We start from the raw sequence: 26617 nt of genomic DNA on the forward strand, positions 1-26617 counted from the left end.
ACAGCTTTTTTTAATTCTTGTCAAGAAAAAAGTTTTCCTATAGGAAAACTTATTAATTTTTATTTCTGCGTATTTGCCGTATTGTAAGCTTCATCGTCAGCTATCATGCTCATCAGAGCGTTCCCATCCGTTTCTGTGAACGTCCGGTAACGATTAAGCATAAATAAACCGTCAGAAGCTGTTGCCGCCGCATTGACAGCCGTCTGTCCATCGTAAGTACGGCCTGGGTCAAGCAGGCCCATTTTATAGCCAAGTTTTGTTGCAATCGTCTCTGTGCTTGCATTATGACTGCCAGCTGGATAACAAACTACCGTCACATCTTGATTAAGCAATTTATCAATGAAAGCCTTTGACTCCTGCAGCTGTGCCGTCTGCTCAACATCCGAAGCCACGTTCAGGTCAATATGGTCAACCGTATGACTCTGAAAATCAACATAGCCGCTGTCAGACATTTCTTTAATCTCGTCAGGCGTCATGTAGCCCGGCTTCCCCGACTCAATATAGCTGGTTATCAGAAAACTGGTCGCATGCATATTGTACTTTTTCAGAAGCGGAAAAACATGGTCATAAAAATCCTGGTAACCATCATCAAAAGTCAGCCAGATGAGCTTATCCGCCGGTTTGGTCTTCGTTGTCAGGATTTGATAAGCCTCGCTGCTTGAAACCGTGTAAATATCATTCTGCTTCAGCTGCTGCATGGCGCTTTCCAGATTTTCAGGACTGACATAATTGCCGTTGGGCGTATCGGGTGAAATGTTGTGGTACATCATGGTCGGCAGCTTGTTGTCATTGACAGAAGTCAGCCAATTCTGATTTTTCTTCGGCGAAGCGGACGGACTTGCACTTCCAGCCGAAAGCGAGCCGACTGAACTTGTACTCACAGCATTTTTTGTACTCTGTGTACTTTTTTTAATATCAGCAAAAGGATTCGCCACCAGAATAAAAACAATTGCCAAAACAACCACAACGAGCGCAGTCGCGATGACATAAGGAACCGGACTCTTCCTTCTTCTACGATTTCTTCTTTCCATACAATTTTCCCGAAAATTTATTAGATGATAATAACAAAGAGATGAGCATTACACCTTCATAAATTATAGCAAAAATAATGAAACAATACATAAAAAAAGTATCCGTCAGCACATTTATGATTGGGTCGGTCGCCGGGTCAAAAAGCCAGGTCGTGTCACGGAACAGGATTTGATGAAAAAGCACGAAGAAACTGTCAAAACCCACTGTTGCTGCAAAAAGCGCCAGCAAAACCGGCAGCACCATAGCAATGATAATGCCGCGATGAAACAAAATCTGCAGATGTTCCCTATAAAACTTAATAACAATAGGAATCAGAACCAGTGTCAGAATGAGCACAAGCAGAAACAAAACCTTCACTTCACCGAAATGCTTCAGCGCGCCAGCCGAATCAGGAAAATCAGGCATCTTGAGCTTTGTGCGAAAAGGATTCAGCAAATACTCCATCAGAACCAGATAATTATGCATCAACCTGCCACTGGACATTCCTGCCACATCTGTCAGCTTTTCCCAGCCGATATCCAGCCCAAACAGAGGAATCGACAGCAAAACAGTCGCCGTCACTGAAAACGCCACTTTCCAGACTAGAGTCAAGCCAAAAATCAGTCGGTCTCTCATAATAAAGCAGCTTGCGCCCGCGCAACGATTTTATCGAATTTTTCAGGATAATACTGCCCATTTTCATACACCGTGCGCAGCAAATCCTCGCGAGAATCAGTAATCGGCACAGTTAGAACACTTCCAGATTCATCATCATAGACAACTTTGAAGCGGCCGGACTTAGAAACCTTGCCTGGCGTTTTTTTCTGGACATCAAGCTCTGTTCCGTCCGCAAGTTCTGCATAACTTGCCTTAATCGCAAAACGCTCCGTATCGCGGTCAAATCCCTCCTGCAGCAGGCCGCCGCCCGAGCCGGTAATCAGATTATCAGCCGACCAGCCCAGAGCCGTCAGCGTCTCATAAAGCTCAATCATCGTCCCGCGCTTCATGCCGTCTCCCTGAATCACACCAACATTGGAGTTCAGGACTTTATAGCCCTTATCATTGATAAAATGACCGAAAATACGGTCCAGATGCTCAATCACAGCCATCGGCGTTTCAATCGGGTCACCAGAATCCGGGCGGAACACCACACGACCTGGACGTTTAAGGATTTTCTGTTTAATTTCGTCAGAAGCAACGACTTTGTCTATAAAATTCAAAGTCTCAAAACTATCAATCACAATTGAAATCGTCGTATTTTCATCAGAGCGCACCAATTGAGACATCAAATAGTCATATTCGCCCGGACCTTCGCCGTAGCTTGTGGCCACTGAATGCTCCGTTGCCCAGACCGATTGCCCCCAGCCTGCTAAACCATAAATCTCTTCGACAGCATGATTCGCCACCATATTATCCGTTCCGCGGAAAAACAGCAAATGCGCGGCGCCCCCGCGCTCGGCCGATTGACGCGAAGTCACACCGCGCAGGCCGAAATCATTGACAGCATAAGGCAGATTTGCCAAGTCGCCGGTTTTCGCATAAAAATCAGCTAGGGCACGTTTAATAAATAGTTCATTTGTGGCAATGGTCGTCGGATACCAGATATGCATCAGCATGGTTTCCATCGCATTGAGCGTGGCTGCAAACCAGGGTTCGGTCGATTCAAGCGTAAACAAGGCCGTGCTGACCGGCACCACCATTCCCTCCGGCAGCGCCTTGATTTTCATGGGAAAATAGCCCAAATCTCTCACTTTTTCCCAGACTGAGCGGTTAAAATACTGACGCGTCCCGAAAGTCGCAGCCGCCGCAATTTCAGCTTCATCAATCATCGCCGTCGTCACAGGCTTCAAGAAATGGTCATGAATAATCATCTGCAAACCGAAAAAGACAACCTCGTCAAAGCGGCCGCCTTTCCTGGCCTCGCAGTAGCTGTAGAGCTTTGATAAACCGGCAGGATATTCCTGCCAGTGTGTCAGTTTGTATGCGTCTGTGTTTAAAATAAAGTTCTCGGTCTCCATAACAATCAGAGCTCCCATTCATCCAGGCTTGAAACCACATAAGTCGGTGCAACCGGCAAATCAGGCACTTCTTCCGGCTTGGTAAAGCCTGTCGTCACCAGCAGCGAGTCAATGCCGTTATCAATACCGGTACGGATATCCGTCAGATAATTATCGCCTACCATACAGAGTTCTTCACGCGCCAAGCCCATTTTTTCGACAATAATCTCAGCAATAATCGGCGTCGGCTTCCCGATGATAATCGGTTTAACCTGAGTTGATGCCTCAACTGCCTTGACAATTGTACCAGAACCTGGAAGCAAGCCCTCTGAAGTCGGCAGATTCAAATCAGGATTGGTCCCGATGAAAGCTGCGCCTTTTTGAATCGCAAAAGTCGCCGTTTTGAGCTTGTCGTAAGTAAAGCTGAAATCAACCGCCACCACGACAACATCAGGATTTTCAGCATCCTCAGTCAAGCCTGAATCATAAAGCTCAGATTTCAGCCCCTCTTCACCGATAATGTAGACAGATTTACCCAGATTGTGCGCATGAATATAGTCGGCCGTTGCCCCCGAAACAGTATAGACCGTCTCCAGAGGCGTGTCAATATTAAACTTTGTGCGCAGACGCTCCTGCACAACTTCCGGACGCCGTGTCGTATTGTTGGTAACAAAAAGGTAGGGAATGCCTGCTTCCTGCAGACGATGCACAAATCGCTCGCCGGCGGGAATCCGTCCCTCACCTAAATAAATTGTGCCATCCAAGTCGATGACGTAGCCTTTATAATTTTTATGCTCTATCTGAGTCAATGCGATTGCTCCATTCTATTTCTATTTGTGCACTATTATCATTGATGACATGATTGGTTTTCTGCCCGTTCAGCTCGTAGGAGCTGAAAATCTCTTCGCCCGGCCGGACTTCGTGATTGTACTTGATGTAAATCTTTGCGGGCTGATGATTCTTCAGAAAGTCGAATCCCAGCGGGTCAACCGCCCAGTCATAGTACTTGCTGTTGTTGACGTGCTGGTTCATGTCAATGTCTGAATAGCGGACATGATAGCGGCGTTTTTCCGGGGAAATTGGCTTCGCGAACTTGTGGCCGCGCTCAAGTTTCGTCGTCTTCACCGACGCGTAAGGCGCCACGATTTCGTCTTCGACCCGAGCCGCCTTGCGCGTGTCAGGGTCCATCAGCACCCAGCTTGAGTGAATCACCAGCAGCAGCTCGTCCTTTTCGTCAAAAAACCGAAAATCGCGATAACAAAAAAACTTGTTGTAGCTGATTGCTTCAGTCTCAACGCGGACAGTTTCCATGAACTTGGGGAGACGTGTCACCGCAATCTCATATTCTGTGACAATCCAGACATAGTGAAAATGCTCATAAAGCCAGACATCACTGCGCTCAAGCACCGTCGACTGCTCTCCCGACATCTGCAGCGCCACATTCAGAATTGCCGGAATGTTCATCTCGCGTTTGGCATCTGATTGATAATAGGGCACCTGAAATTCTCTCTGATAAACCTTTCCCATTCTTACATCATCTCATTCTTTTTCTTACTTATTTAAAAATATTTTTTCATAGCCAGCTTGTGACAAAACACGGTTAAGGTCGAGCGTGGCAGTGTATCCGCTCATTTTCCCCTGGTCGGTGTACTGCTGCATCTGGAAGCTGCGCGCTGTGTCAAGCTTTGTATAGCTGCCGTCGTTGGTCTGGCCGTAATAAGCCAGCCACATGGCGTCAAACTTGCCGGTATCAATTTTATTCTCAGTCAAAAAGTTATCGCGTGAATAAATGCCGATATTTTTTGCGCCGAGCGATTCAAGTTCTGCCCGGAAAGCCTCCACACCAGTATTCAAATCTGCCATTGAAGCGGACTCAACATCTACCCACCAGTAAGTCGGCTGATAGGCTTTTGCCCGCTCATAGAAAGCTTTCGCTTCCGCTTTCATCTCCTTCACGCTGGCCGCATTCGCAAAGGCATAAACAGCCACTGGCACGCCTTGTGCCTGCAGACCTGTCATGTGGTACTTGAAAGCCGGGTCCGAGCCGTCCGCATTGACCGTAGCGCTCTTCGCCGCTTTCGTCCCGTCCTGCACACGCACCACGGCACCGGAAATATTTTTTGCCAGCTTCGTATAATCAATCGACTTATAAGGCTGAAAAGCCGACAAATCAATCACCGGCTTGGCCGTCAAATCAGCCTCGCCCTTTGTCAAATCTGTGCGCAAATCCGGCAGCGTCTGATAAGCTTGCCCCGGCTCATGCTTGACATTTGAGCGGACAAAGAAAATGAGCGCAAAGCCTGCGATGAGTGCAACAAGCAGAATAATTAAAGATTTTGCCGTGAATTTTTTTCTCATGCTTAATTTTATCACATTTCCCCATCAATTAAAAATTTCTCAAATACTTCATTTCCCAGCTCAAAACCGCGCTCGGTCAAGGCAATTCTGTCACGGTCCAGCTTTATTAAATCTGTCTGCAGGAGTTCCTGGAGCACTTTGCCGTAGACTTCATCAAACTTCTGGCCGAACTTCTCTGAGAAGGCCGGCACCGACACGCCCTCCGCCTTTCTCAGGCCCAGAAACATCTCCTCCTCCATCTGCGCAGCTCTCGTCAGCCTTTCCTCAAAAACACGCTTATTGGCGCCCGCCTCCAGATAATGATGGACAGGTCCGTGGTTTTTGTAGCGAATCCCGTCGAGATAGCCGCTCGCACCGGCCCCAACCCCGTAATACTCAGCATTGTCCCAGTAAGTCAGATTGTGCTTGCTCTCAAAGCCCGGCCTGGCAAAATTCGAGACCTCGTAGTGCTGATAGCCGTTCGCCTCAAGTTTCTGGACGATATACTCATACATGTCTGCATTCCGGTCGTCACTCGGCAGGTGTAAAATGCCGCTGCGCTGCATGTTCATGAAGCGCGTATGGTTCTCGAGAATCAGGCTATATAAGGCGATGTGCGGCAGCTCCAGTGCTAAAAACCTGTCCACATCCGACATCACCTCGTCCAGCGTCTGATTTGGCAGGCCGTAAATCAAATCCACCGTGAGATTTTCAAAGCCAGCCGCGTGTAGCTTGTCAAGAGACTCGTAAACATCGCGGGAAGAATGGGTTCGGCCGATTTTCCTCAGCAGCTGGTCATTGAAAGTCTGCACACCGAGCGAAATCCGATTGACCGGAGAAGCCGCCAGCACCTCAATCATCTCATCCGTCAAGTCACCGGGATTTGCTTCCACAGTGAACTCTTCAAGCGCGGACAAATCCAGCGCATCTGTCAAATGCTGCAGCAGCTTCTGCATCTGTGCCACCGTCAGAACCGTCGGTGTCCCGCCGCCAATATAGAGCGTCCGCAGCTTTTTGATTCCGAAACTCTTGAACTCTTCAATGACCGCGTCCACGTAATCATCGACCGGCTGACCCTTTACCAGAACCTTGGCAAAATCACAGTAATAGCAAATCTGCGAGCAGAAAGGAATATGAATGTATGCGGCGCTTGCTTTTGTCATGATTTAATTGTAACAGAAAAAGAAAAAAAGCACCACGGAGGTACTTTTTATGCTGAATAAACTGGGATAGAAGGATTCGAACCTTCGCATATCGGAGTCAGAGACCGATGCCTTACCGCTTGGCTATATCCCATAAATCTGCCGCCGTGAACTGGCAACAGAAATTATTATATCAAAGTTAAATAAATTTTTCAAGTGTTAACCATGCTTGGTCACGTCCAAATTTATTTTCTGAGGAAAAAATGACAAAATCATCGTTACTGTCGAATTTCACGGCCTTTTTTATGAGGGATTCATTGGCCGACCAGCGGTTTTTAGTCACTTTATCCGCCTTTGTCGCAACCAGAATGACCGGAATTTCGTAATACTTCAGAAACTGATACATGGTCACGTCGTCTTCTGTCGGCGCATGGCGGAAATCGACCAGACTGACCACGGCACGCAGATTTTCGCGCTGGGTCAGATAATCCTCAATCATCTTCCCCCAGCGTTCGCGCTCCTTTTTGGACACACGAGCATATCCGTAGCCCGGCACATCCACAAAATGGACGGTATCGTCAATATTGTAAAAATTCAGCAGCTGAGTTTTACCGGGCGTACTTGAGGTCCTGGCAAAATTCTTGCGGTTCAGCAGCGTATTGATAAAACTAGACTTGCCGACGTTCGAGCGGCCGGCCAGCGCAATTTCAGGCATGTCCGAATCCGGCCACTGCTTCTCAGAAGCTGCAGAAATCGTCAGCGAGAGATTATTCAAATTCATGCAGATTTCTTTTCCTTCAGCATCTGGGGCTTCTCAGTCCCGTTCACAGCCGCTTCCGTGATGACCACGCGACGAATCCCTTTCATGCTCGGCACCTCAAACATCACGTCCATCATGGTTTCTTCAATGATGGCGCGAAGTCCGCGGGCACCCGTCTTGCGCTCCAGGGCTTTTTTGGCAATGGCCCGCAGGGCGGGCTCCTCAAATTCTAATTCCACATCGTCATAGCGCATCAGCTGCTTATACTGCTTCACCAGCGAATTCTTCGGCTCCGTCAGAATATGAATCAGGTCATCCTCAGTCAAGGTTTCAAGCGCAGCCACCACCGGCATACGGCCGATAAATTCAGGAATCAGGCCGAACTTCTGAATATCCTCAGCAATGATTTCCTGCATGTAAGAATCGCCGTCACTCAGCGCCTTATTATTTGCGCCGAAGCCGATAATTTTCTCGCCCAGCCGCTGCTTGACAATTTCTTCGATACCGTCAAATGCGCCGCCGGCAATAAACAAAATATTCTTCGTGTCAATCTGAATCATCTCCTGGTTCGGATGCTTACGCCCGCCCTGCGGCGGCACACTGGCAACCGTTCCTTCGATAATTTTCAGCAGGGCCTGCTGGACACCCTCGCCGGAAACGTCACGTGTGATGCTGACATTTTCAGATTTTTTGGCAATCTTGTCGATTTCATCAATGTAGATAATGCCGCGCTCCGCCCTTTTCACATCGAAATCAGCCGCCTGAAGGAGCTTCAGCAGAATATTTTCGACATCCTCGCCGACATAACCTGCCTCTGTCAATGAGGTCGCATCCGCAATGGCAAAAGGCACATTCAAAGACTTGGCCAGCGTCTGCGCCAGATAAGTCTTTCCTGAGCCGGTCGAGCCAATCATCATGATATTTGACTTCTGCAGCTCAATCCCGTTGTCAACGCCCGACAAGCTGAAATTGATACGCTTGTAGTGGTTGTAAACCGCCACAGCTAGCGCGCGTTTCGCCTTCTCCTGGCCAATCACATAGCTGTTAAGCATGGTCAGAATCTCTTTCGGCTTCTTGACCTCAACCAGCTCCGGTTCCGCATCAGCGATTTGGCCATCCCCAGCATACTCCTGCTTCAGAATCATCCGCGACAACTCAATACATTCATTACAGATAAAGGCATTGTGTCCGGCAACCAGCTTTACTTCGTCCGAAGACTTGCCGCAGAAAGAACAATATATTTTTTGGTTACTCATTATTTATTTTCCTACAGTTTTTATTACTTTGCTCAAAATAGCGTTCCAAAAAAAGCGTGAATCGAATTCACAAGATTGGTAAAAGCGTTCAAAATGAAGACGACAGCGAGACCGATGCGCTTCTTTCTCAGACTTTCAATGGCTAAAATGACGCTCACGACGCCTAGAAGCACCGTAAAAAGGCCAAAGAGGTTTCTATACATCTAATTTCCTTTTGTAGATAATTATTGTGAAAACTTGAGGATTTTTTTCATCGGCTTCAACTCGCGTTTCCGAGATTTTCTCGAACTTATCGAAAGGAAAATCGGCCGGAAAATAAGTATCACCTGCAAATTCGCCATCAATCACGGTTCGGTAAAGCACATCAAAATCCTGCGCAAAGAGTGAAAACAACTGTGCGCCGCCTTGGACAAACAAATCTTTATCCTGCGCTGCAAACCAGTTCAGCACTTCTTCGCGTGAATGCAGAACCGTAACGCCATCAAAGTGCAGATTTTTATCGCGAGATAAAATCAGCGTTTCACGACCTGGAAGCAAGCGATGATTAATCCCGTCAAAGGTCTTCCGACCAGACAAAAGTGCTGCTCCCATCGTTGTTTCTTTGAAATGCTGCAGCTCTTTCGGCAGGCGCCAAGGCAATTTTCCGTCAATTCCAATGACGCCGTTTTGGCTCTCAGCCCAAATTCCGCATATTTTCTTCATTTGTAAATTATATCAGAAAACAGCGGGATTTTCCAGATAAGCGGAATTTACATTATTCAATTTATGTAAATTCTGCCTGATTCTATTTACCCTGCCTGCTCTAAAATACAGAAAAACTGTCAAAACTGACAGCCTTCCATTAGATTAGTCGTCCTGATCTACTAATAGACGAATTTTTTTCTTGCCTTCCTCCACAGGGATTGAATAAATAATCGTGCGGACAGCTTGAATGATACGGCCTTGACGGCCAATGACGTGACCGAGGTCTGATTGATCGACTTGAAGATGATACTCCTCAAATTCATCACCATCCTGGATAGACAGCGAAACAGCAGACGGGTTTGACACGAGTGGTTTCACCATGGACAAAATCAATTCTTTGATGTCAGTCATTTTGATTACCTCTTTTTATTTTTTTCCATATTTTGTCTCGTGGAACTTTTGCATAATTCCAGCTTTAGACAAAATATTTTTGACAGTATCAGATGGTTGCGCACCGTTGCCAAGCCACTCCATAATACGATCTTCTTTGAGTGTGACCTGGTTTTCAGCAACCAGCGGGTTATATGTGCCGACTGTTTCAATGAAACGGCCGTCACGCGGCGCACGGCTATCAGCAACATTTATACGATAGAAAGGCTTTTTCTTTGAGCCCATACGTGTCATGCGAATTTTTACAGACATAAATATCCTCGTTATTATTTTTTACTAGGATATTGTAACATAGATTCCGGAAGCTGTCAAGTAAAAAACTTGACAAGCAGAAATTACCACTGTGCCTGATTATATTTCATCTCAAATGCGTCGAGCACATCTTTTGAGGCGCTGCTGAAGGCATATTTATTTGTCAATGCGCCGTGCACGATGATTCGGTTAGTTGCCTGAGCATCTGTACAGGTCACCAGAGTAATCTCTGTCTGCCCCTCATGGTCATCAATGACGGCCACATCCTCCGGCGCGACTGTATAAACCTTATCAATCGTGTATTCATAGATATCAGTTTTATCCGTCAGATAAATCTTCATATTTTCTTTCGCTTTTTCAAGCGGCGAAAAGAGCAGATCTGAGGCGCCCGCAATGGCAAAGACATGGTGGCCGGCTAAGGCATAATTTCCCTGCCCCATAACCTGATTTTCTTTCATGGTACCGGCACCGTAGAGCAGCTGCGGAGAATCAACTCCCAAGAAAACAGGCAAGTTGACTTTAACAGCAGGAATCGCCAGCCCTCCGACAACGGGGAAATTTTGAGCTGTTTGGGTGCCGGCAACTTCAGTAAAATCAACAGCTTTGACTTGAGCAAAATTGTAATTTGCTTTGGTCTCGGTGTTTTTCTTCAGCTTATCAGCTGTATAGTTTGACACCTGATAGCTGTTAGTTTTGTTGGCAATCAGCATGTTGCGGATGGATTTACTGAAAATGAGAGATAGTCCTACTATTAACAGCAGCACAATCAGGATATTCACAATCCAGCGTTTTCTTTTTTTCATACGGTTCCTTTGAATGGCATTCGACTTTTTAGCTTCATTTACATTGCGCATATTTCGGCACAATGAATAAAACTAATTTAGTCCTACAAACTTAATTTAGACTTAACCATTATCTTTGAGTGTGCTGATAGCGGCAATCTTGTATTTTGAGTCAGAATTGACCGTAAACTTGTCTTTCAAGCCCGGCGTTACATAGATTTTATCATTTTTATCGATAAAAATGGCCTGCAGATTATTTTTCAGTACATAATCATAGCCTTTTTTCGTGCCGAGTGCAAAAACTGCGGTCGTCACGCCGTCTCCGTAAGAAAAGTTATCTTTACCTACAATTGAAACTGACTGAATGTCATTTTCAAAGGGATAACCTGTTTTCGGATTCAGAATGTGTGCGTACTTGACGCCGTCCACATCCAGGTAACGCTCGTAAATGCCGGAGGTTGAGACGAATTGGTCCTGAACTGTCAGCAGGCCGATGTTGTCGCCGTTCGGATTGTTCGGGTCTTTGATGCCGACATTCCAGGCTTCTTTTGCGCCGCGCGGTGAATGTCCCATTACATAGAGACTGGACGAGCCTAGGTCGATGATGGCATTTTTGACGCCGCCGTCTGCCAGCTCGTTTTTCATCAGACGCGCCACGTAGCCCTTGGTCATAGAGCCCAAATCCAGCTGTGCGCCTTTTTGTGTTAAATAGACGGTTTTCTTTTTATCGTCAAGCTTGAGAAATCTGTAGTTTATCAGCGGCAGAACCTGGTCGATTTCAGTCTGGGACGGCTTTTTGGCATCGTCGAAACCGATGTGCCAGAGCTGTGTCAATGGGCCGATGGTGACATCAAAGCCGGTTTTCCTGCTGGACAGGTCATAGGCAGCCTTAATCAGCTGATACACGCCGTCATTGACTTTTACAGGTTTGACAGCAGAATTCGCGTTGATTTCATCAATCAATGAACCAGACTGATTGATGGTCACCCATTTATCGTAATTCTCGGCAATTTTAAGGGCAGATTTAACGGCTGTCTCTGTGTCTGGCGTATAGTCTGTAATTTTGACAATCGTGCCCATAGTGTCAACCTGTTTGACGTAGGGATTTTCCAGCAGCTTGTCCTCGCTTTTAGCGCAGGCTGCCAGAATCAGTGCACACAAAGCCGTCAGCAGGAAGAGACTAAATCTTTTCATCTGTTTCTTCATCGTCCTCTAGTTTTTCGGCGGCAGTGAGCAGTTTTTCCAGTGAGTTATCTGAGGCGTTCGCTTCTGTTGACACTTCTGCTGTATTGGTCATATTTTCTGTGTTTTCTGTTTCGCCTGCAATGTCTTCAGCTTCGGGCTCAGGTTCAACTAGGGCAAAGGTGACAATCTGCGCGCCTTCGTCCAGTTTCATGACTTTGACGCCTTGTGTGGCGCGGCCGGTTTGTGAAACGTTTGCGACGTTGGTACGGATAATTACACCTGTGTCAGTGATGACCATCATGTCTTCGTCGCCTTTAATGGCAGTTAAGCCGGCTAATTTGCCGGTTTTCACAGTCACATTCATGACTTTGATACCTTTGCCGCCGCGGCCTTTAGTCGGGTATTCTGAGGCACTGGTACGCTTGCCGAGCCCATTTTCGGAGATGACTAAGACTTCTTGGGAGTCGTTCACGGTCGATGTGCCTACGACAAAGTCGCCGTCACGCAGGTTGACTCCGCGAACTCCTGAGGCCGAACGGCCCATGTCGCGCACAACATTGCTCTTGAATCTGACTGAATAACCATCGTGTGTCCCGATGATAATCTCGTCCTCGTCAGAAACGCGCAGAACATTGATTAGCTCGTCGCCGTCACGCAGGTTCAGCGCTTTTAAGCCGTTCGTCCGGATATTGGCGAACTGGCCGGTTGAGGTTCGTTTGACGACGCCTTTTTTGGTCGTAAAGAAGAGGTACTCGGCGTGTTCGTCGTTCACGTTGATGATGGTGGCGATTTTTTCGTTTTCGTCGAGTTTGAGCAGATTGACAATCGGCAGGCCTTTGGCGGTACGCCCGTATTCAGGGATTTCAAAGCCTTTCATGCGGTAGACGCGGCCCTGGTTGGTGAAGAACAGGAGGTGGTCATGTGTGCTCGTTGATATCAGGTGCCTTACGAAATCGTCGTCGGACATGCCCATTCCCTGGACACCGCGTCCGCCGCGCTTCTGCGCACGGAATTCGTCATTGGACAGGCGCTTGATGTAGCCTTTGTTTGAGAGGGTAATCAGGACGTCTTCTTCTTCGATTAAATCCTCGTCTTCGAGTGACAGGACTTCTCCGACCTGGAGCTCGGTACGGCGCGGGTCTGCGAATTTACGCCTGATTTCTTCCATTTCTTCGCGGATAATTGTTCTGACACGTTCAGGTTTCGCTAGAATATCAGCCAAATCAGCAATCAGCTTCAATAATTCCTGGTATTCTGCTTCAATCTTGTCGCGCTCCAAGCCCGTCAAGCGGCGCAGACGCATGTCGAGAATCGCCTGAGACTGCTTCTCTGACAGGGCGAACTCTTCTATCATGCTTGCTTGAGCCAGCGCATCCGTGCGTGAGCCGCGAATAATCGAGATAATCCGGTCAATATTGTCGAGGGCAATAATCAGTCCCTCTAAAATGTGGGCCCGCGCTTCTGCACGCTCTTTATCAAAAATCGTCCGGCGCGTCACCACTTCGATTTGGTGGGCAATGTAGTCCTGCAGAATCTCTTTGAGCGAGAGAATCTTCGGTGTGCCGTTTTCAATGGCCAGCATATTGAAGCTGAAACCTGTCTGAAGCTGTGTCTGCTTGAAGAGGTTGTTCAGAACCACGCTGGCAGATGCATCCCGACGGATTTCGACAATCAGGCGAACCCCTTCGCGGGAAGATTCATCCCGACAGGCTGTGATGCCGTCAATGCGTTTTTCCTGCGCCAGTTTCACGATATGCTCGTGTACCTTGGCTTTATTGACCATATAAGGAAACTCGGTGACAACGATGCGCTCTTTGCCTGAGGATGTTGTCTCAATCTCAGTCTTAGCACGCAAAGTAATCGAGCCTTTGCCCGTTTCGTATGCCCTGTAAATGCCGGATTTGCCCATGACAATTGCGCCTGTCGGGAAATCGGGGCCAGGCAGCACTGTCATCAAATCACGGGTTGTCGCATCAGGATTTTCCATCAGCATATCAACTGCTTCAATTGTCTCGCCCAGATTATGCGGCGGGATATTGGTTGCCATGCCGACGGCGATACCGGTCGTGCCGTTAACCAGGAGGTTCGGGAAACGTGCCGGCAGCACAACAGGCTCAACTTCAGAGCCGTCGTAGTTCTCGACGAAATCAACCGTATTTTTATTGATGTCGCGCAGCATTTCCATGGCAATCCTTGACATGCGGGCTTCAGTATAACGCTGGGCAGCCGCACCGTCTCCGTCCATTGAGCCGAAGTTGCCGTGGCCGTCCACCAGCATGTGCCGGTAGCTCCACCACTGCGCCATGCGCACCATCGCTTCATAGATGGAACTGTCGCCGTGCGGATGGTATTTACCCATGACATCGCCCGTGATACGCGCTGACTTCTTATGCGGCTTATCCGGCGTATTGCCGAGCTCGTTCATGCCATATAAAATACGCCGGTGAACCGGCTTTAAACCATCCCGCACGTCCGGCAGAGCACGCGCCACGATAACCGACATTGCATAGTCGATGAAGCTCGAGCGCATCTCCTTTGCCAGATTGACTTCTACTACATTTTTATCTTCCATTATCCACTTTCTAACAGCACAAGTTTATAGATAGTTTAATTATAGCAGAAAAGCCAGTATTTTGCTGGCTTTTTATCTATTTTCTAGTGGGAATTTTTCTTAATATCTTCTTCTCCGGTAAGCTGTTCCTAGTGTCACTGCACCTGCCAGCATCATTATGCCGGCTAGCGGAAGTAGATTGCGGCTTTCACCAGTTTTAGGAAAAACCGTAGCTGCTGAGTTTACATTCGAGAGTGAAAATGAACGAGGAGATGAGGCAGTCGATGTAGCCGCAGCCGCGTTGGAGGAAGCTGCTGAAACAGCGGCTGATTTCCGTCCGGGCAGGTAAACAGCAACTGATGCGCTTGAAGCAGGTGCTGAACTCACAGCATGAGAATCTGCTGATGAGGCGACAGAGGAGGCAATTAGAGAAGCTGCAGATGAGCCAGCCGATGAAGAACTTGAACTGGAAGAGGCCTGACTTGATGCTGAAGACGCTGCGGATGATGAAGCATTCAGAGCATCCTGCAATTGAGAAGCGAGCGAGCTAGACAGCTCTTTAGCCGCAAGCAAATCATCATTTGCTTTGATAACTTTCTGAATAAGTACTTTAAAATCAGCGGAAGCTTTATCATTGGCGGATTCGGCATTTGCTAAATTGACTAAGTCCGCATCTAATTGTTCCTGAGCCGCTTGAATTTCAGAACTCACAGCCGTTAAATCAGTCATGATTGTCTCACGGGCAGTTTGTGCATCAGAAAGTAATTTTTTATCAGCCTCTAACTTTGCCTTTGCATTGGCTAACGCTTCAGCTGCTGCTGCAGAGGCTCTCTCCGCTCCAGACAAGGCCATTTGCGCTGCTGATAAGTTTGTTAGAGCGGTGCTCAGATTTTCATTGGCCTTATTCAGAGCTGCCTGTGCATTGGATAATTTATCTGTTAAACTGGACAGGTAGGCAGAGCTTGCAAGGCTATCCGCAGCGGATGAGCTTTGGGTGCTGTCAGATTCGCTCTGTGCAGCTTGTTGCGCAGACGATACAGCTATACTTGCCTCAGAGTAAGCAGCACTTGCAGAGCTAGCAGCATCAGCGGCTTGACTAGCTACTGAAGCATTTGAATTTACACTGCTTTGAGCAGATAGAACCGCCGCAGAAGAAAGCTGTGAATTTGAAACTGCCGAACTCACTGCCGAGTTATCAGAAGCAACGCTGTTATTCAGCTGGTCAATCGTTTTATTAATGACAGCTAGACTGTCTGCCGTTTGGCTTTTCTGCGAAGTTGCAGACTGAACCTGAGATTGGTCAGAGGCGACATTACTTTGAATAACGGCTAGCGAAGAGGCTGCATTTTCCGCCGCACTTGAAGCCTGATAATAATCTGATACGGTAGATACAAGTGTATCTTGTGCAGCACTCACGGCTGCTGAAGCAGCTTTAGAACTTGATTCTAATTCAGCAACCTTATCCGCAGTCGCACTAGCAGAAGAAATGGGAGAGGATGAGACAGAGGCAGACGAGTTACTGTTTTGACTTTGAATTTGTGCTTGACTCTGGGTTTGCGCAGAAGTATCCGTATTTGCTACATCTGCCTGTACATTGTGTGCAGGAAATACCGCTGCACCACCTGCAACCAAAACAAGCGTGCTCGAAGCAAAAAGCCAGCTTTTACCAGTTTTCCAGGTTCTAAAAGCAAGTTTATTAGATTTCATCCTTTGAACACGACTCAACGGCTTTCTTTCCATAACTCTCCTTAATAATCAGAATCTCATTAATTAATATATTTTATCGCAAAAGAGCTGTAATGTCAAATTTGCTGAAGTTTTTCCGATTTACCAGCAAAATAAAAATATTCCATTTCTAAAATAGAATATTTTTATCAGCTGCAAGAGCTTTTATTTAGTCGATTTTTTAATCGCCATACGATAAGGTAAAACTGCGATTTTCTCGTCAATTTCCTCTTTGTTAATAAGTTTCGTCAAGAAACGCATCGACACAGCGCCAACATCGTATAGAGGCTGGTCAATGCTGGTCAGGTTTGGTCGTGTATAGTTCGTGACAATTGTGTTGTTTGAGGTAATGATTTCAAAATCACCAGGTACGTCCACGCCCGCGTCAAGCAGGCCGTTAAGGAGACCCGCTGCAACTTCATCATCTGTTACAAAAGCGGCAGTTGAACCGGTTGCCAGCACGCGGTCAACTAATTTGTAGCCGGACTTGTATGTATAAGGAGTCTCAATGACCTGCAGCTCGCAGAACTCACGCTTATGCGCCTTAAGAGCAGCTTTGTAGCCCTCAAAACGCTCTGCATTTATCGCGTTTACCAGAGGACCAGTAATCAGGGCTACCTTCTCATGCTCCTTCGCCAAAATACCGACAGCTTCTTCTGCTGCTTTACGGTGGTCAATGCTGACGGCTGGGATTTTGTTTTCTTCGTCAATCATGCCGGCCAACACAACAGGGGTGCGCAGGCGTGAAAAACGGGCACGCAGCTTGTCTGTCAGTGTATCTCCCATGAAAATCAGGCCGTCTACCTGTTTGGTTGCAAAATCATCGACCAGTGAAATTTCTTTTTCGCTGTCGCCGTCAGAATTGGCAACCAGGAGATTATAGCTGTACATACGTGCGATGTCATCTACACCCACGATGATTCGTGAATAATAAGAGTGTGTGAAGGACGGCAGAATAACGCCGATTGTGGTTGAGCGTTTGCTGGCCAGACCTCGGGCAATAGCATTCGGACGATAATCCAGTTCCTCAATGACATCCAGCACGCGTTTACGTGTACTTTCTTTGACGTTGGCAACGCCGTTTACGACGCGGCTGACTGTGGCCATTGAGACGCCGGCAACACGCGCGACGTCATAAATTGTAATTGTGTTTTCTTCCATGTTTCTCCTTAGAATGAATAGCTTCGCGCGAACGCTCAGCTTTAGGAACAACTTTCACATTCGCTTTTGAAAATTCATTCAAACAAATGTTCCGTTTTCCTGAAACTTACATTTTGTTTCATTTTACTATTTTCTGAAAAGGTTTTCAAGTATAAAGCTTGCATTTTTTGTGATTTGTGCGTTTTTTGTACAATTTTTAAGATTTCTTAAAGCTTTGACTTGCATTTTTGCCGAATTTGGTAGAAAATAAGGCTATGAATACAAAAATTAAACAAATTGCCGACACTTTGAACGGCAAAGAGGTCGATATGACCTTCATCACAAATCCTACGACGATGAACTATTTGACGGGCGTCGAGATGGACCCGCACGAGCGTATCGCTGGTCTCATGATTTTTCCTGACCGTGAGCCGCTCTTCTTCACACCTGCTTTAGAGGTCGAAATGACCCGCAGCAAGGTTGACTTTGAAGTCTTCGGCTACGTTGACTCTGAAAATCCTTGGCAGATGATTAAGGATAAGGTCGCAGGGCTTAATATCCGCAAAATCGGCGTGGAGTTCGCTGACATCACCATGCTGAAGACGGAAGGTTTGAAATCCGTTTTCTCGGCTGATTTTGTCAATCTAAGCCCGCTGATTAGCCGCATGCGCTTAATCAAATCCGCCGATGAGATTGAAAAGCTGATTGTAGCTGGCGATTATGCCGATAAATGTTTTGAAATCGGCTTCAAGGCTGCACAAAAGCCTGGAATCACTGAAATTGAGATTGCTACTGAAATTGAATTCGGCATCAAGAAGCTCGGCGTGCCCGGCATGTCATTTGAGACAATCGTTCTGTCTGGCGCCCGCGCCGCCAATCCGCATGGTGTTCCTGAGGAATTCGTGGTTGAGCAGAACAAACTTCTTCTTTTTGACTTGGGTGTTATCAAAAACGGCTATAACTCTGATGCAACGCGTACGATTTCCTTGGGCGAGCCTTCTGACTTTGACCGTGAAATCTACCAGATTGTTCTTGAGGCTCAGCTCGCGGCTCAGGATTATGTCAAACCTGGCGTGACAGCTGCAAGTGTTGATAAAGTCGCACGTGACGTGATTACTAAGGCCGGCTACGGTGAATACTTCACGCATCGTCTGGGTCACGGCATCGGCATGGACATTCACGAATATCCGTCAATCGTTGAGGGCGAAGAGCTGATTATTGAGCCTGGCATGTGCTTCTCCGATGAGCCTGGTATCTACATTCCAAACAAGGTCGGCGTTCGCATCGAGGACTGTCTGTATGTGACGGAGACTGGCACTGAGGTTCTGACGCACACTTCAAAGGACTTGATGATTTTCTAAATCCTCTTTCTGACTGTTGAAAAATAAAGCGAGTACATGATTCTCTGTTTATGAGCAATTATTTGTACTCGTTTTTATCTGCCTGTCATTCATTTAATGCCCAGTTTTTCGACAAAAAGCGTGAATTGTCAAGTTTATAGTTGACTTCACTGGGCTGCTTCATGAACTTTTCAATTGCCTGGTCTACTTTTAACCAGCCTCTGTAGCCAATATGAATCGTGTCGCCGACTGCATAGGGCGTGTTGTACAAATCTGTCAGGTCCGTAATATTGTTGAAGCCTTGCGCTGTCAGCTGCTTACGGATTTTTTGGCTGAAGTTTTTCAGCTTCTGCTCAGGTAAGCCGAGGTATTTGGCCCACTTTCCATTCACTGGCTGAATCACAAACAGGACATCGTCATGATTTTCTGCAAATACATTGAGAAGTTGCTGAAAATCAGTATATTCCGGGCTTTCCATGTAGTTTACCTGCTCTAATCTCCCCTTCTTGATCATTTTAGATGGAGAGCGCTGTGTTTTTTTCCAGAATTTATTGTTAATCCGGAAAGAGTTATTATTCGAAGCTTCTTCTGCCTTTAAATATGCTAATTTATCAAGCTTGTCCAAGTCCGGCTGTTTCGGAAGCAGTCGGGACAATTTTTTTATTTTAGGGTAAAGTCCGATGTGATTGGCCGTCAGCTGTGAGATGCCGGAGAACATGAGGTCTTCTTTTCTCCAAAACTGAAGGGAACTGGATACTGAAACTTTCTGCCAGTAGGTCATTTTCTGCTTTTGGGCAAAACGCTTCAGCACGGCATGAATTGTTTCCTCAGATTTCAGAAAATTGAAGCTAAGCAGGCGTCTTGCCAGCTCTGCCGTAGTTTCCGATTTCGGGTCGGCAGTCTTCATCCAGCTGTAAATTTCACCTTTCGATATGAAGTTCGCAAGCTCTCCCTCTTTTACCCCGTGCGCACTGAACCATTGCGGACTGATAATGAACACCATTTTATGGTTTTTCAACTGTTCTGCGGCCGATTTCACATAGAAGAACTGAGTCAATGATGTTGTTCCAGGCTGTCCGGCCAAGTATGGCGTGAATCCTGCCGGATACTTTGAAAAATAGACACTTGGATGAAAAGGGTCCACATGTCCTAATTCTGAAGAGCCTAAAATCGGCAGAAAGCTCGGGTCTGAAAAAACTTGTTTTTTGACTGAATAACCGGTAAAACTCGGCGTATCATAAGGCGACTGAGCAAATTTCTCTAGTTGTTTATGAGAATATTTCGTTCCAAGATTCAAGGGAAGAAAAATCAACAGAACAACCAGGAAAAATGCCCCTGCCAATGGCCCGAACACTTTAAAAAGTTTACTTTTCATCTAGTTTTTCCTGAATTCGAGCCGCAATCTTGCCGGCAGTATTCCAGTTTTCCCGGTCCATTTCAGAGGGCGGAAGACTGACACCAAAAGCATCCTCTAACTCTACAATGAGCATGATTGCTTTCATTGAATCAAGAATTCCTTCTTCAAAGAGGTCCATCTCCAAGTCCTCGCGGAATTCATCGGTCGCGGCGATTCTTTCAATAATGTCAAATACTTGTTCGTTCATTTTTTTCTTCTTTCTTTAATTTTTAGAAATTCGGGAGCTGGTGGTGAGCCATTGGCTCATGCAGACGCATCAGGATGTAATTAGGAATGCCAGAAAAGATTAAAAATCCGATAAATACTAGGTTAAAAGTGATAAAGATGCTGAGTGCTGCCGTCCATTTGTTATTCGGAATTTTCCATTTTCTTTTTTTCTTGAGTCGAAGCCAGGCATCGTAAACAATCATGAGAACGGCATGGTAGAGCCCGTAAAGCACATAGTACCAGGTGAGCCCATGCCAGAGTCCCATGAGAAGCATGTTTGCCAGGTAACCGACATTGGAAATAGTTACCATATTTTTTGACCATTTTTTCACCATGAAAGTCTTGACCAGGCGCATGAAAACGAAGTCCCGGAACCAGAAACTTAAGGTCATGTGCCAGCGGTTCCAGAAATCATGGATATTTTTAGCCAGAAAAGGTTTATTGAAGTTTTGCGGCAAATCATAGCCCATCAGGTTACTTATTCCAAGTGCGAATAGAGAATAGCCTGCAAAATCAAAGAAGAGATAGAGGCCATAGGCATACATTGCTTGCGTGATTGTCCAAAAATTCGGATGAATCACTGCAGCAATCGCAATACCGTGCAGCCAATACTGATCAAGTAAATAGCCGATGATGAACTTATAAAGAAATCCCTGAAAAATACGAAAGACGCCTTTATTAAGCAAATCTCCGTAATTGTCCTTAACCGGCGAATTCAACTCTTTGCTGAATCTTCGGAAACGGTCAATCGGTCCCGATGAAATGGTCGGGTAAAAATATAGGAAATACAGAAAATCTTTGAGCGGCACTTCTTTTATCAGACCATCTCTAATTTCTATAATCATACTCACCGTCTTAAATGTCACATAGGAAATTCCCAGAAACCCGATGATATACAAGGGTCTTCCCGGACCACTGAGATAAGGCGACAATTTAACAATAAAAAGCGGGACAATTGATAGAAGCACAGCCGAATAAAACACCGCCGTCTGATTTTTCTGTTTTTTCACCCGGTACCACTCATAGGCTTTGATGAGCAAAGTCTGAAAAATCCCAAAGCCGATGACTGCCCAAATAGTGTTGGTCGCTGAAAATGTAATCCAAAGAAAGACAAAGGTGAGGAGATACTGGTACCACAAGAGTTTTTTTCCGAAAAGGTGAGAAATAATAACGGGCACAAGTGCTGAAACAAGCAGTACAAAGTAGAATGGGGTTGAATATGGCTGCACGGTTATTCCTCCCGCTTTTTAACCGCGAGTGCTTTACGGTCTACTTTTCCGTTTTGGTTAAGCGGGAAATCTTTAAGATAGGTAAAACGAGTCGGCATCATATAATCCATAATTGTTTGTGAAAGCTCGCGTTTTATCTTCTTCGTAAAAGCCCATTCCTCTGCTTTCTCCGGGAAATCCTGCTGTGTCTTTACATAGGCGGCAAGTGCGGTAACTTTGTGCTGCTCGTTATACTCGGGCAAAACAACTGCGCCTTCAACATCAGCAAGTTTCTGCAAGTTTGATTCAATATCTTGAAGCTCAATCCGGAAGCCGTTAAACTTAACCTGGAAGTCAATTCGCCCTTGGTAGTGAAGAAGGCCGTCTGAGCTGATGGAGCCGGCATCTCCTGTATGATAGGCGGCCTTGCCGTCCATTGTGAAAAAGGCTTGAGTGACAGCTTTATCCGGGTTTTCATAGTAACCTTTGGCGACAGAATCACCGATAATGACAATTTCACTCTCAATAATCTGCACTTCAACTCCGGGCTTGGCATAACCAATCGGCAGACGGTCATTTTCCTCCAGTATTTCTTGAGTGATTCTTACAGATGAAATCGCACCGGTCGCTTCTGTGGGGCCGTAAGTGTTGAAAATACTTGCTGCCGGGAAGGCTGCTGATAGTTTTGCTGCCGTCTTTACTGTCAGCTCTTCACCGCAGAAGATGAACTGCTGCATTTCCGGATGATTTTTCTGCGTGAACGACGGGTCAAGCAAGCAGATGTCAACAAAAGACGGCGTAGATATCCAAGTATTGATAACAGTGGAATTCAGGCGGTCAAACAAGTGTTTGAAGTTTGTGGTCTCGTCCCTGGAAAGCGAGATGAGTGTTCCTCCTGTCGTCAAGCTTGGATAAAGGCTGAAAATCGACAAATCAAAACTGTATAAGGCTTGTGACAAAATCTGATTCTGCTCAATTTGCTCAAAATCATGGTTCATCCAGCGGATAAAGCTGGCAAGATTGTCATGACTTACTTCTACTCCTTTGGGGACGCCTGTTGTCCCTGAGGTGTAAATAATATAATTGCTGTCAGCACCTGATACGGCACGGCTGAGGTCAATCTCCGGAAAAACTTCGCTGGAAATTGTATTTGTTTCTGCGATTGTGTCCACTGAAATTCTATCTGAAAAAAGTGCATCAAATTCAGATGTCAGCAAAACTGTTGTCAATACTGCTGAGGGTTTAGAGGCTGTCCAAATCATTTCGGCGCGTTCAAACGGCGTATGGGCGTCAACTGGGATGTAAGCACGTCCTGTCAGATTTACTGCCAGCATTGCGGCTAATGTGATGAAATCGTTTCGGCCCAATACCAGTATTGGACGCTCGGACGGATTTTTAGCGGTAATTTGGTCTGATATTTGCGCAATCGCAGTAAATAACTCAAGGTAGGTATATTCGCGTTCTGTCTCTGCCAGTGCAATTCGATTGGGGTATTTTTTAGCAATGGTTAGGATTTGTTCTAATAAATTCATTTGTCTCCTTTGAATAGCATTCGCTCAAGAGCTCGGCTTTGAATAGCATCCGCTCAAGAGCTCGGCTTTGAACAGCGTCCGCACAGGTGTTCAAGATTCATATTTCTAAGTATTTGCGGCAGTTTTTTTGCCAAAGCGTTAAAATTCATCGTAAATAAAGTGGGCACCGCCTGTGTGGCTATAAGAATATAAATAAAGCAGGCAGACAATGACTACAAAATAAAAGATGATTTTTCCTATAAATTTAAGAAGCTCGTTTTTTTTCATTTTACGTCCTTTATTGAAAATGTTGACGCATGTGCGTATTTTAAAGAATAGTTTTTGGACAATGTTCTTACTTTTTCGCCATGTCATTAAATAATAATTAGTATTTTACCACCTTTTGATTAAATTAACCTTACCAAAATGTAAGGTTAAGCTCAATTTAAGTTTTCTAACAAAAAAATCAATATGAAATCTTTTAGTTAATGCTGGGTTGACGTCGAAACAGTTCATTCATGAGCCTTCATTAATTTTTAGGACAAGCCTTATTCGTTTATCTATGTAAGATTTTCTAACATGAAAGTTTGACAGAAACTTTTTTTATGATAAAATGACAACATACAAAATAGTATATTAATGCAATTCTAGTGAGTTTGGAATTTTCAGAATTTATGATATAATTGAACAATGTCCAATTCTGGTCATTTATTCGTTATATTCGACGATTACTATTTATCTATTAAACGTATATCTATCACTAAAGGAGATTTAACTGATGAAAAAGATAATTTATACCATTCTATCCTGTTTTTTTATATTGACTGGCCTATTCTTCACGGCCCCTGCTAAAGCCGAGACTGTCGTTAAAGTTTCATCAGACATCGCCTATGCACCTTTCGAATTTAAGAATTCTGACCAGCAATGGGCTGGTATTGATGTTGAAATCATGAAACGTGTGGCTGAGATTAATGACTGGAAGCTCAAAATGAGTTATCCTGGATTCGATGCGGCTGTCAATGATTTGCAGGCAGGAAAAGCTGATGCTGTCATTGCCGGGATGTCGATTACAGATGACCGTAAAAAAGTTTTTGACTTCGGCACGCCTTATTATCCTTCTTCAATTGTCGTTGCGACTACAAAAGCAAACAAAGTCACTGAGCCCAGCCAATTGGCCGGAAAACAAGTCGGCGCTAAAAATGGAACCATTTCCCAAAAATGGCTGCAGGACAATCAAAGCAAGTATGGTTATACTGTCAAAACATACGCTGACGGCGTAGCTATGCTGGCAGCTTTAAAGACCGGCAGTATTGATGCGGCCATGGACGAATATCCTGTGCTCTCTTATGCTTCTAAGCAAGGCGAGGATATCGCGGTCAACATGAGCCCGATTGTCATCGGCTACTACGGCTTCGCCGTCATGAAGGGCACACACGCCGATTTAATTGACGGCTTCAACAAAGCACTGGCTCAGCTTCAAAAGAGTGGGGAGTACGATAAAATTCTGGCTAAGTACGGGGCAACGCCAAGTAAGCCGACGCCAAAGAAAGCCCAGTACGTCATCGCTTCCGACAATTCCTTTGCACCTTTTGAGTTCCAGAATGCAAACAAAAAATATACAGGAATTGATGTCGACCTGCTGAATGCCATTGCCAAGCACGAAGGTTTTACTATAAAATGGAATCATGTCGGCTTCCAGCCGGCCGTTGATGCGGTTCAATCCGGGCAAGCCGATGCCATGATATCCGGAATGACCATCACAGATGCCAGAAAAAAAGTTTTCGATTTCTCAACCAGTTATTATTCCTCAAATCTGACCCTTGCCGTTCTTAACGCGGACCAGGATTCAGTTAAAAAGTGGTCGGATTTGAAAGGAAAAGTACTTGGAGCCAAGACAGGCACTGCTTCTTATGATTATCTCAGCTCTCATGCCTCAACTTATGGATTTACAGTTAAACCTTTCATTGACGCCTCAACTCTCTATTCCTCGCTGCGTAACGGCTCTGTCTTCGCTATCATGGACGACGAGCCTGTACTGAGATACGCCATTAAACAGGGGCAGAAATTCGCGCTTCCGCTTGCTCCAATTGAAGAGGGCGAGTTCGGCTTTGCGGTTAAAAAAGGAACTAACACTGAGCTCATCGACATGTTTAATGACGGTTACGCTTACCTGAAAAGCTCTGGCGAGTATGACAAAATCGTCAATAAATATCTGAAATCTGATACTGATACCACATCAACCGTGGACGAATCTACATTCTGGGGAATCATTCAGAACAACTGGAAACAGCTTCTCCAGGGGCTTGGCGTCACGATTGCACTGGCACTGATTTCCTTTGTTCTGGCGATGATTCTGGGTACAATCTTCGGTCTCTTTATTGTCAGTCCTGTGCGCGCGCTGCGTATCATCGCACGTATCTACATTGACTTCATCCGTGGCATTCCGCTTCTGGTTTTCACTGTCTTCCTCTTCTATGGTGTGCCGAACCTGATTCAAATGGTGACGGGGCATCAGAGTCCGATGAATGAATTCCTGGCTGGTGTGATTGCTTTGACGTTGAATGCGGGGGCTTATATCGCTGAAATCATTCGCGGTGGTGTACAGGCTGTGCCTGTGGGGCAAATGGAGGCGTCGCGCTCGCTGGGTGTGCCTTATGTGCGCACTATGAGCCGAGTCATCTTGCCGCAGGCTTTGAAGATTACTACGCCAAGCTTAATCAACCAGTTCATCATCTCGCTGAAAGATACCACACTGGTTTCAGTTATCGGTTTAACTGAGCTGCTGCTTACCGGCCAAATCATTATGGCGCGTAACTTCCAGCAATTCTATGTCTATGCGATTGTCGGGCTGATGTACCTGATTCTGATTGAAATTCTGACACTGATTGCTAGACGTATCGAAAGGAGCATGAAATAATGAGTACACAAATTGAAGTTCAGGACTTACATAAATTCTACGGTAAAAATGAGGTCCTCAAAGGTATTTCATTGAAATTTAAAAAAGGGGACGTTGTCTGTATCATTGGCCCTTCAGGCTCAGGCAAATCCACCTTTCTCAGAACATTGAACGGCTTGGAGGCAGCTACTTCCGGCGAAATCATCCTTGACGGCTACAATCTGACCGATAAGAACACGAACATCAACAAAGTCCGGCAGAATGTCGGCATGGTTTTCCAGCATTTCAACCTTTTTCCGAATATGACGGTTCTTGAGAACATTGTCTATGCGCCAGTCAGCCTGAAAAAAATGAATCGGGCCGAGGCCGAGAAAAAAGCGAACTATCTGCTTGAGGCTATTGGTATGACGGAGTTTAAGGATGTTATGCCTGCGACTCTGTCTGGCGGTCAGCAGCAGCGTATTGCGATTATCCGTGCGCTGGAGATGGACCCTGATGTCATGCTCTTCGACGAGCCGACTTCTGCGCTGGACCCGGAAATGGTCGGAGATGTGCTGGATTTGATGCGCCGTATTGCGGACGACGGCACAACGATGATTATTGTGACGCATGAGATGGGCTTTGCCCGCCGTGTGGCCAATCGTGTGCTTTTCACTGACGGCGGCGTTATTCTGGAAGACGGGACGCCTGAGGAGGTCTTTGACCATCCGAAGACTGAGCGCTGCAGGGAATTTTTGGACAAGGTTCTGAATGTCTGAGGAATATT

At 46.0% G+C, this 26617-nt stretch carries 26 protein-coding genes and 1 tRNA gene; 3 read left to right on the forward strand and 24 right to left on the reverse strand.

Annotation, left to right across the window (positions count from 1 at the left end; all coding sequences use genetic code 11):
* Positions 1 to 59: 59 nt before the first annotated feature.
* The 19 genes from ACYQ2E_RS03465 to ccpA all read right to left on the reverse strand — a co-directional run bounded on the left by ACYQ2E_RS03465 (position 60) and on the right by ccpA (position 17293).
* On the reverse strand, positions 60 to 1031 hold the full coding sequence (locus ACYQ2E_RS03465; RefSeq protein WP_460016671.1) for a polysaccharide deacetylase family protein: 972 nt from the start codon (positions 1029 to 1031) through the stop codon (positions 60 to 62).
* Positions 1012 to 1647 (reverse strand): TIGR01906 family membrane protein, encoded by a 636-nt coding sequence (locus ACYQ2E_RS03470; protein ID WP_460016672.1) that lies wholly within the window; start codon positions 1645 to 1647, stop codon positions 1012 to 1014. Before ACYQ2E_RS03470 ends, ACYQ2E_RS03465 begins: the two co-directional genes overlap by 20 nt.
* Entirely contained in the window at positions 1644 to 3029 is a 1386-nt protein-coding gene (locus ACYQ2E_RS03475) for a nicotinate phosphoribosyltransferase (RefSeq protein ID WP_460016673.1), read from the reverse strand. Before ACYQ2E_RS03475 ends, ACYQ2E_RS03470 begins: the two co-directional genes overlap by 4 nt.
* Before the next feature lie 5 nt (positions 3030 to 3034).
* A complete protein-coding gene (locus ACYQ2E_RS03480; RefSeq protein ID WP_460016759.1) occupies positions 3035 to 3808 on the reverse strand; it encodes a TIGR01457 family HAD-type hydrolase in 774 nt (257 codons plus the stop codon).
* Positions 3798 to 4535, reverse strand: coding sequence for an acyl-ACP thioesterase domain-containing protein (locus ACYQ2E_RS03485; RefSeq protein WP_460016674.1), 738 nt, complete (start codon positions 4533 to 4535; stop codon positions 3798 to 3800). The genes ACYQ2E_RS03480 and ACYQ2E_RS03485 overlap by 11 nt, the downstream gene beginning before the upstream one ends.
* A gap of 24 nt (positions 4536 to 4559) precedes the next feature.
* On the reverse strand, positions 4560 to 5366 hold the full coding sequence (locus tag ACYQ2E_RS03490; RefSeq protein ID WP_460016675.1) for a GH25 family lysozyme: 807 nt from the start codon (positions 5364 to 5366) through the stop codon (positions 4560 to 4562).
* A gap of 11 nt (positions 5367 to 5377) precedes the next feature.
* Complete coding sequence (hemW, locus tag ACYQ2E_RS03495) at positions 5378 to 6511, reverse strand: radical SAM family heme chaperone HemW (protein WP_460016760.1); 1134 nt, start codon at positions 6509 to 6511, stop codon at positions 5378 to 5380.
* Between the two features lie 58 nt (positions 6512 to 6569).
* A tRNA-Gln gene (locus ACYQ2E_RS03500) sits at positions 6570 to 6641 on the reverse strand.
* Positions 6642 to 6686: 45 nt separating this feature from the next.
* Complete coding sequence (gene yihA, locus ACYQ2E_RS03505; RefSeq protein WP_460016761.1) at positions 6687 to 7274, reverse strand: ribosome biogenesis GTP-binding protein YihA/YsxC; 588 nt, start codon at positions 7272 to 7274, stop codon at positions 6687 to 6689.
* Positions 7265 to 8503 (reverse strand): ATP-dependent Clp protease ATP-binding subunit ClpX, encoded by a 1239-nt coding sequence (gene clpX, locus ACYQ2E_RS03510; protein ID WP_460016676.1) that lies wholly within the window; start codon positions 8501 to 8503, stop codon positions 7265 to 7267. Before clpX ends, yihA begins: the two co-directional genes overlap by 10 nt.
* A 32-nt stretch (positions 8504 to 8535) precedes the next feature.
* Positions 8536 to 8706 carry a hypothetical protein gene (locus ACYQ2E_RS03515; RefSeq protein WP_460016677.1) on the reverse strand — a complete coding sequence of 57 codons (171 nt, stop codon included), beginning with the start codon at positions 8704 to 8706 and terminating at the stop codon, positions 8536 to 8538.
* Positions 8699 to 9205: a dihydrofolate reductase gene (locus ACYQ2E_RS03520; RefSeq protein WP_460016678.1), complete on the reverse strand. Its 507-nt coding sequence runs from the start codon at positions 9203 to 9205 to the stop codon at positions 8699 to 8701. The genes ACYQ2E_RS03515 and ACYQ2E_RS03520 overlap by 8 nt, the downstream gene beginning before the upstream one ends.
* A gap of 144 nt (positions 9206 to 9349) precedes the next feature.
* Positions 9350 to 9598 carry a KH domain-containing protein gene (locus ACYQ2E_RS03525; RefSeq protein ID WP_460016679.1) on the reverse strand — a complete coding sequence of 83 codons (249 nt, stop codon included), beginning with the start codon at positions 9596 to 9598 and terminating at the stop codon, positions 9350 to 9352.
* A 15-nt stretch (positions 9599 to 9613) separates the two neighbouring features.
* Positions 9614 to 9889 (reverse strand): 30S ribosomal protein S16, encoded by a 276-nt coding sequence (gene rpsP, locus ACYQ2E_RS03530; RefSeq protein WP_460016680.1) that lies wholly within the window; start codon positions 9887 to 9889, stop codon positions 9614 to 9616.
* 83 nt (positions 9890 to 9972) lie between these two features.
* Positions 9973 to 10692, reverse strand: a complete 720-nt coding sequence (locus ACYQ2E_RS03535; protein WP_460016681.1) for a class A sortase — start codon at positions 10690 to 10692, stop codon at positions 9973 to 9975.
* Positions 10693 to 10794: 102 nt separating this feature from the next.
* Entirely contained in the window at positions 10795 to 11865 is a 1071-nt protein-coding gene (locus ACYQ2E_RS03540) for an FAD:protein FMN transferase (RefSeq protein WP_460016682.1), read from the reverse strand.
* On the reverse strand, positions 11852 to 14428 hold the full coding sequence (gyrA, locus tag ACYQ2E_RS03545; RefSeq protein ID WP_460016683.1) for a DNA gyrase subunit A: 2577 nt from the start codon (positions 14426 to 14428) through the stop codon (positions 11852 to 11854). Before gyrA ends, ACYQ2E_RS03540 begins: the two co-directional genes overlap by 14 nt.
* 99 nt (positions 14429 to 14527) lie before the next feature.
* Positions 14528 to 16114: an LPXTG cell wall anchor domain-containing protein gene (locus tag ACYQ2E_RS03550; protein ID WP_460016684.1), complete on the reverse strand. Its 1587-nt coding sequence runs from the start codon at positions 16112 to 16114 to the stop codon at positions 14528 to 14530.
* 183 nt (positions 16115 to 16297) lie between these two features.
* The gene (gene ccpA / locus ACYQ2E_RS03555) at positions 16298 to 17293 is read right to left on the reverse strand and encodes a catabolite control protein A (RefSeq protein WP_460016685.1); all 996 of its coding nucleotides are present in this window, start codon (positions 17291 to 17293) and stop codon (positions 16298 to 16300) included.
* A 254-nt stretch (positions 17294 to 17547) separates the two neighbouring features.
* Between ccpA and ACYQ2E_RS03560 the strand changes: the two genes are divergently transcribed.
* Positions 17548 to 18633, forward strand: a complete 1086-nt coding sequence (locus ACYQ2E_RS03560) for a M24 family metallopeptidase (protein ID WP_460016686.1) — start codon at positions 17548 to 17550, stop codon at positions 18631 to 18633.
* Positions 18634 to 18718: 85 nt separating this feature from the next.
* Here the strand turns inward: ACYQ2E_RS03560 and dltD are convergent, their stop codons facing one another.
* The 5 genes from dltD to ACYQ2E_RS03585 all read right to left on the reverse strand — a co-directional run bounded on the left by dltD (position 18719) and on the right by ACYQ2E_RS03585 (position 23330).
* Entirely contained in the window at positions 18719 to 19987 is a 1269-nt protein-coding gene (gene dltD, locus ACYQ2E_RS03565; RefSeq protein ID WP_460016687.1) for a D-alanyl-lipoteichoic acid biosynthesis protein DltD, read from the reverse strand.
* Positions 19977 to 20216, reverse strand: a complete 240-nt coding sequence (gene dltC / locus ACYQ2E_RS03570; RefSeq protein WP_460016688.1) for a D-alanine--poly(phosphoribitol) ligase subunit DltC — start codon at positions 20214 to 20216, stop codon at positions 19977 to 19979. Before dltC ends, dltD begins: the two co-directional genes overlap by 11 nt.
* Before the next feature lie 22 nt (positions 20217 to 20238).
* On the reverse strand, positions 20239 to 21465 hold the full coding sequence (gene dltB / locus ACYQ2E_RS03575; RefSeq protein ID WP_460016689.1) for a D-alanyl-lipoteichoic acid biosynthesis protein DltB: 1227 nt from the start codon (positions 21463 to 21465) through the stop codon (positions 20239 to 20241).
* A 2-nt stretch (positions 21466 to 21467) separates the two neighbouring features.
* Positions 21468 to 22976, reverse strand: coding sequence for a D-alanine--poly(phosphoribitol) ligase subunit DltA (dltA, locus tag ACYQ2E_RS03580; protein WP_460016690.1), 1509 nt, complete (start codon positions 22974 to 22976; stop codon positions 21468 to 21470).
* A gap of 138 nt (positions 22977 to 23114) precedes the next feature.
* Positions 23115 to 23330 carry a teichoic acid D-Ala incorporation-associated protein DltX gene (locus ACYQ2E_RS03585; protein ID WP_460016691.1) on the reverse strand — a complete coding sequence of 72 codons (216 nt, stop codon included), beginning with the start codon at positions 23328 to 23330 and terminating at the stop codon, positions 23115 to 23117.
* A gap of 403 nt (positions 23331 to 23733) precedes the next feature.
* Here ACYQ2E_RS03585 and ACYQ2E_RS03590 point away from each other — a divergent pair, with 403 nt between their 5' ends.
* Complete coding sequence (locus ACYQ2E_RS03590) at positions 23734 to 25872, forward strand: ABC transporter substrate-binding protein/permease (protein WP_460016692.1); 2139 nt, start codon at positions 23734 to 23736, stop codon at positions 25870 to 25872.
* Positions 25869 to 26609: an amino acid ABC transporter ATP-binding protein gene (locus ACYQ2E_RS03595; protein WP_460016762.1), complete on the forward strand. Its 741-nt coding sequence runs from the start codon at positions 25869 to 25871 to the stop codon at positions 26607 to 26609. The genes ACYQ2E_RS03590 and ACYQ2E_RS03595 overlap by 4 nt, the downstream gene beginning before the upstream one ends.
* The last annotated feature ends 8 nt before the right edge of the window (positions 26610 to 26617 follow it).

The sequence above is a fragment of the Lactovum odontotermitis genome (assembly GCF_054658595.1).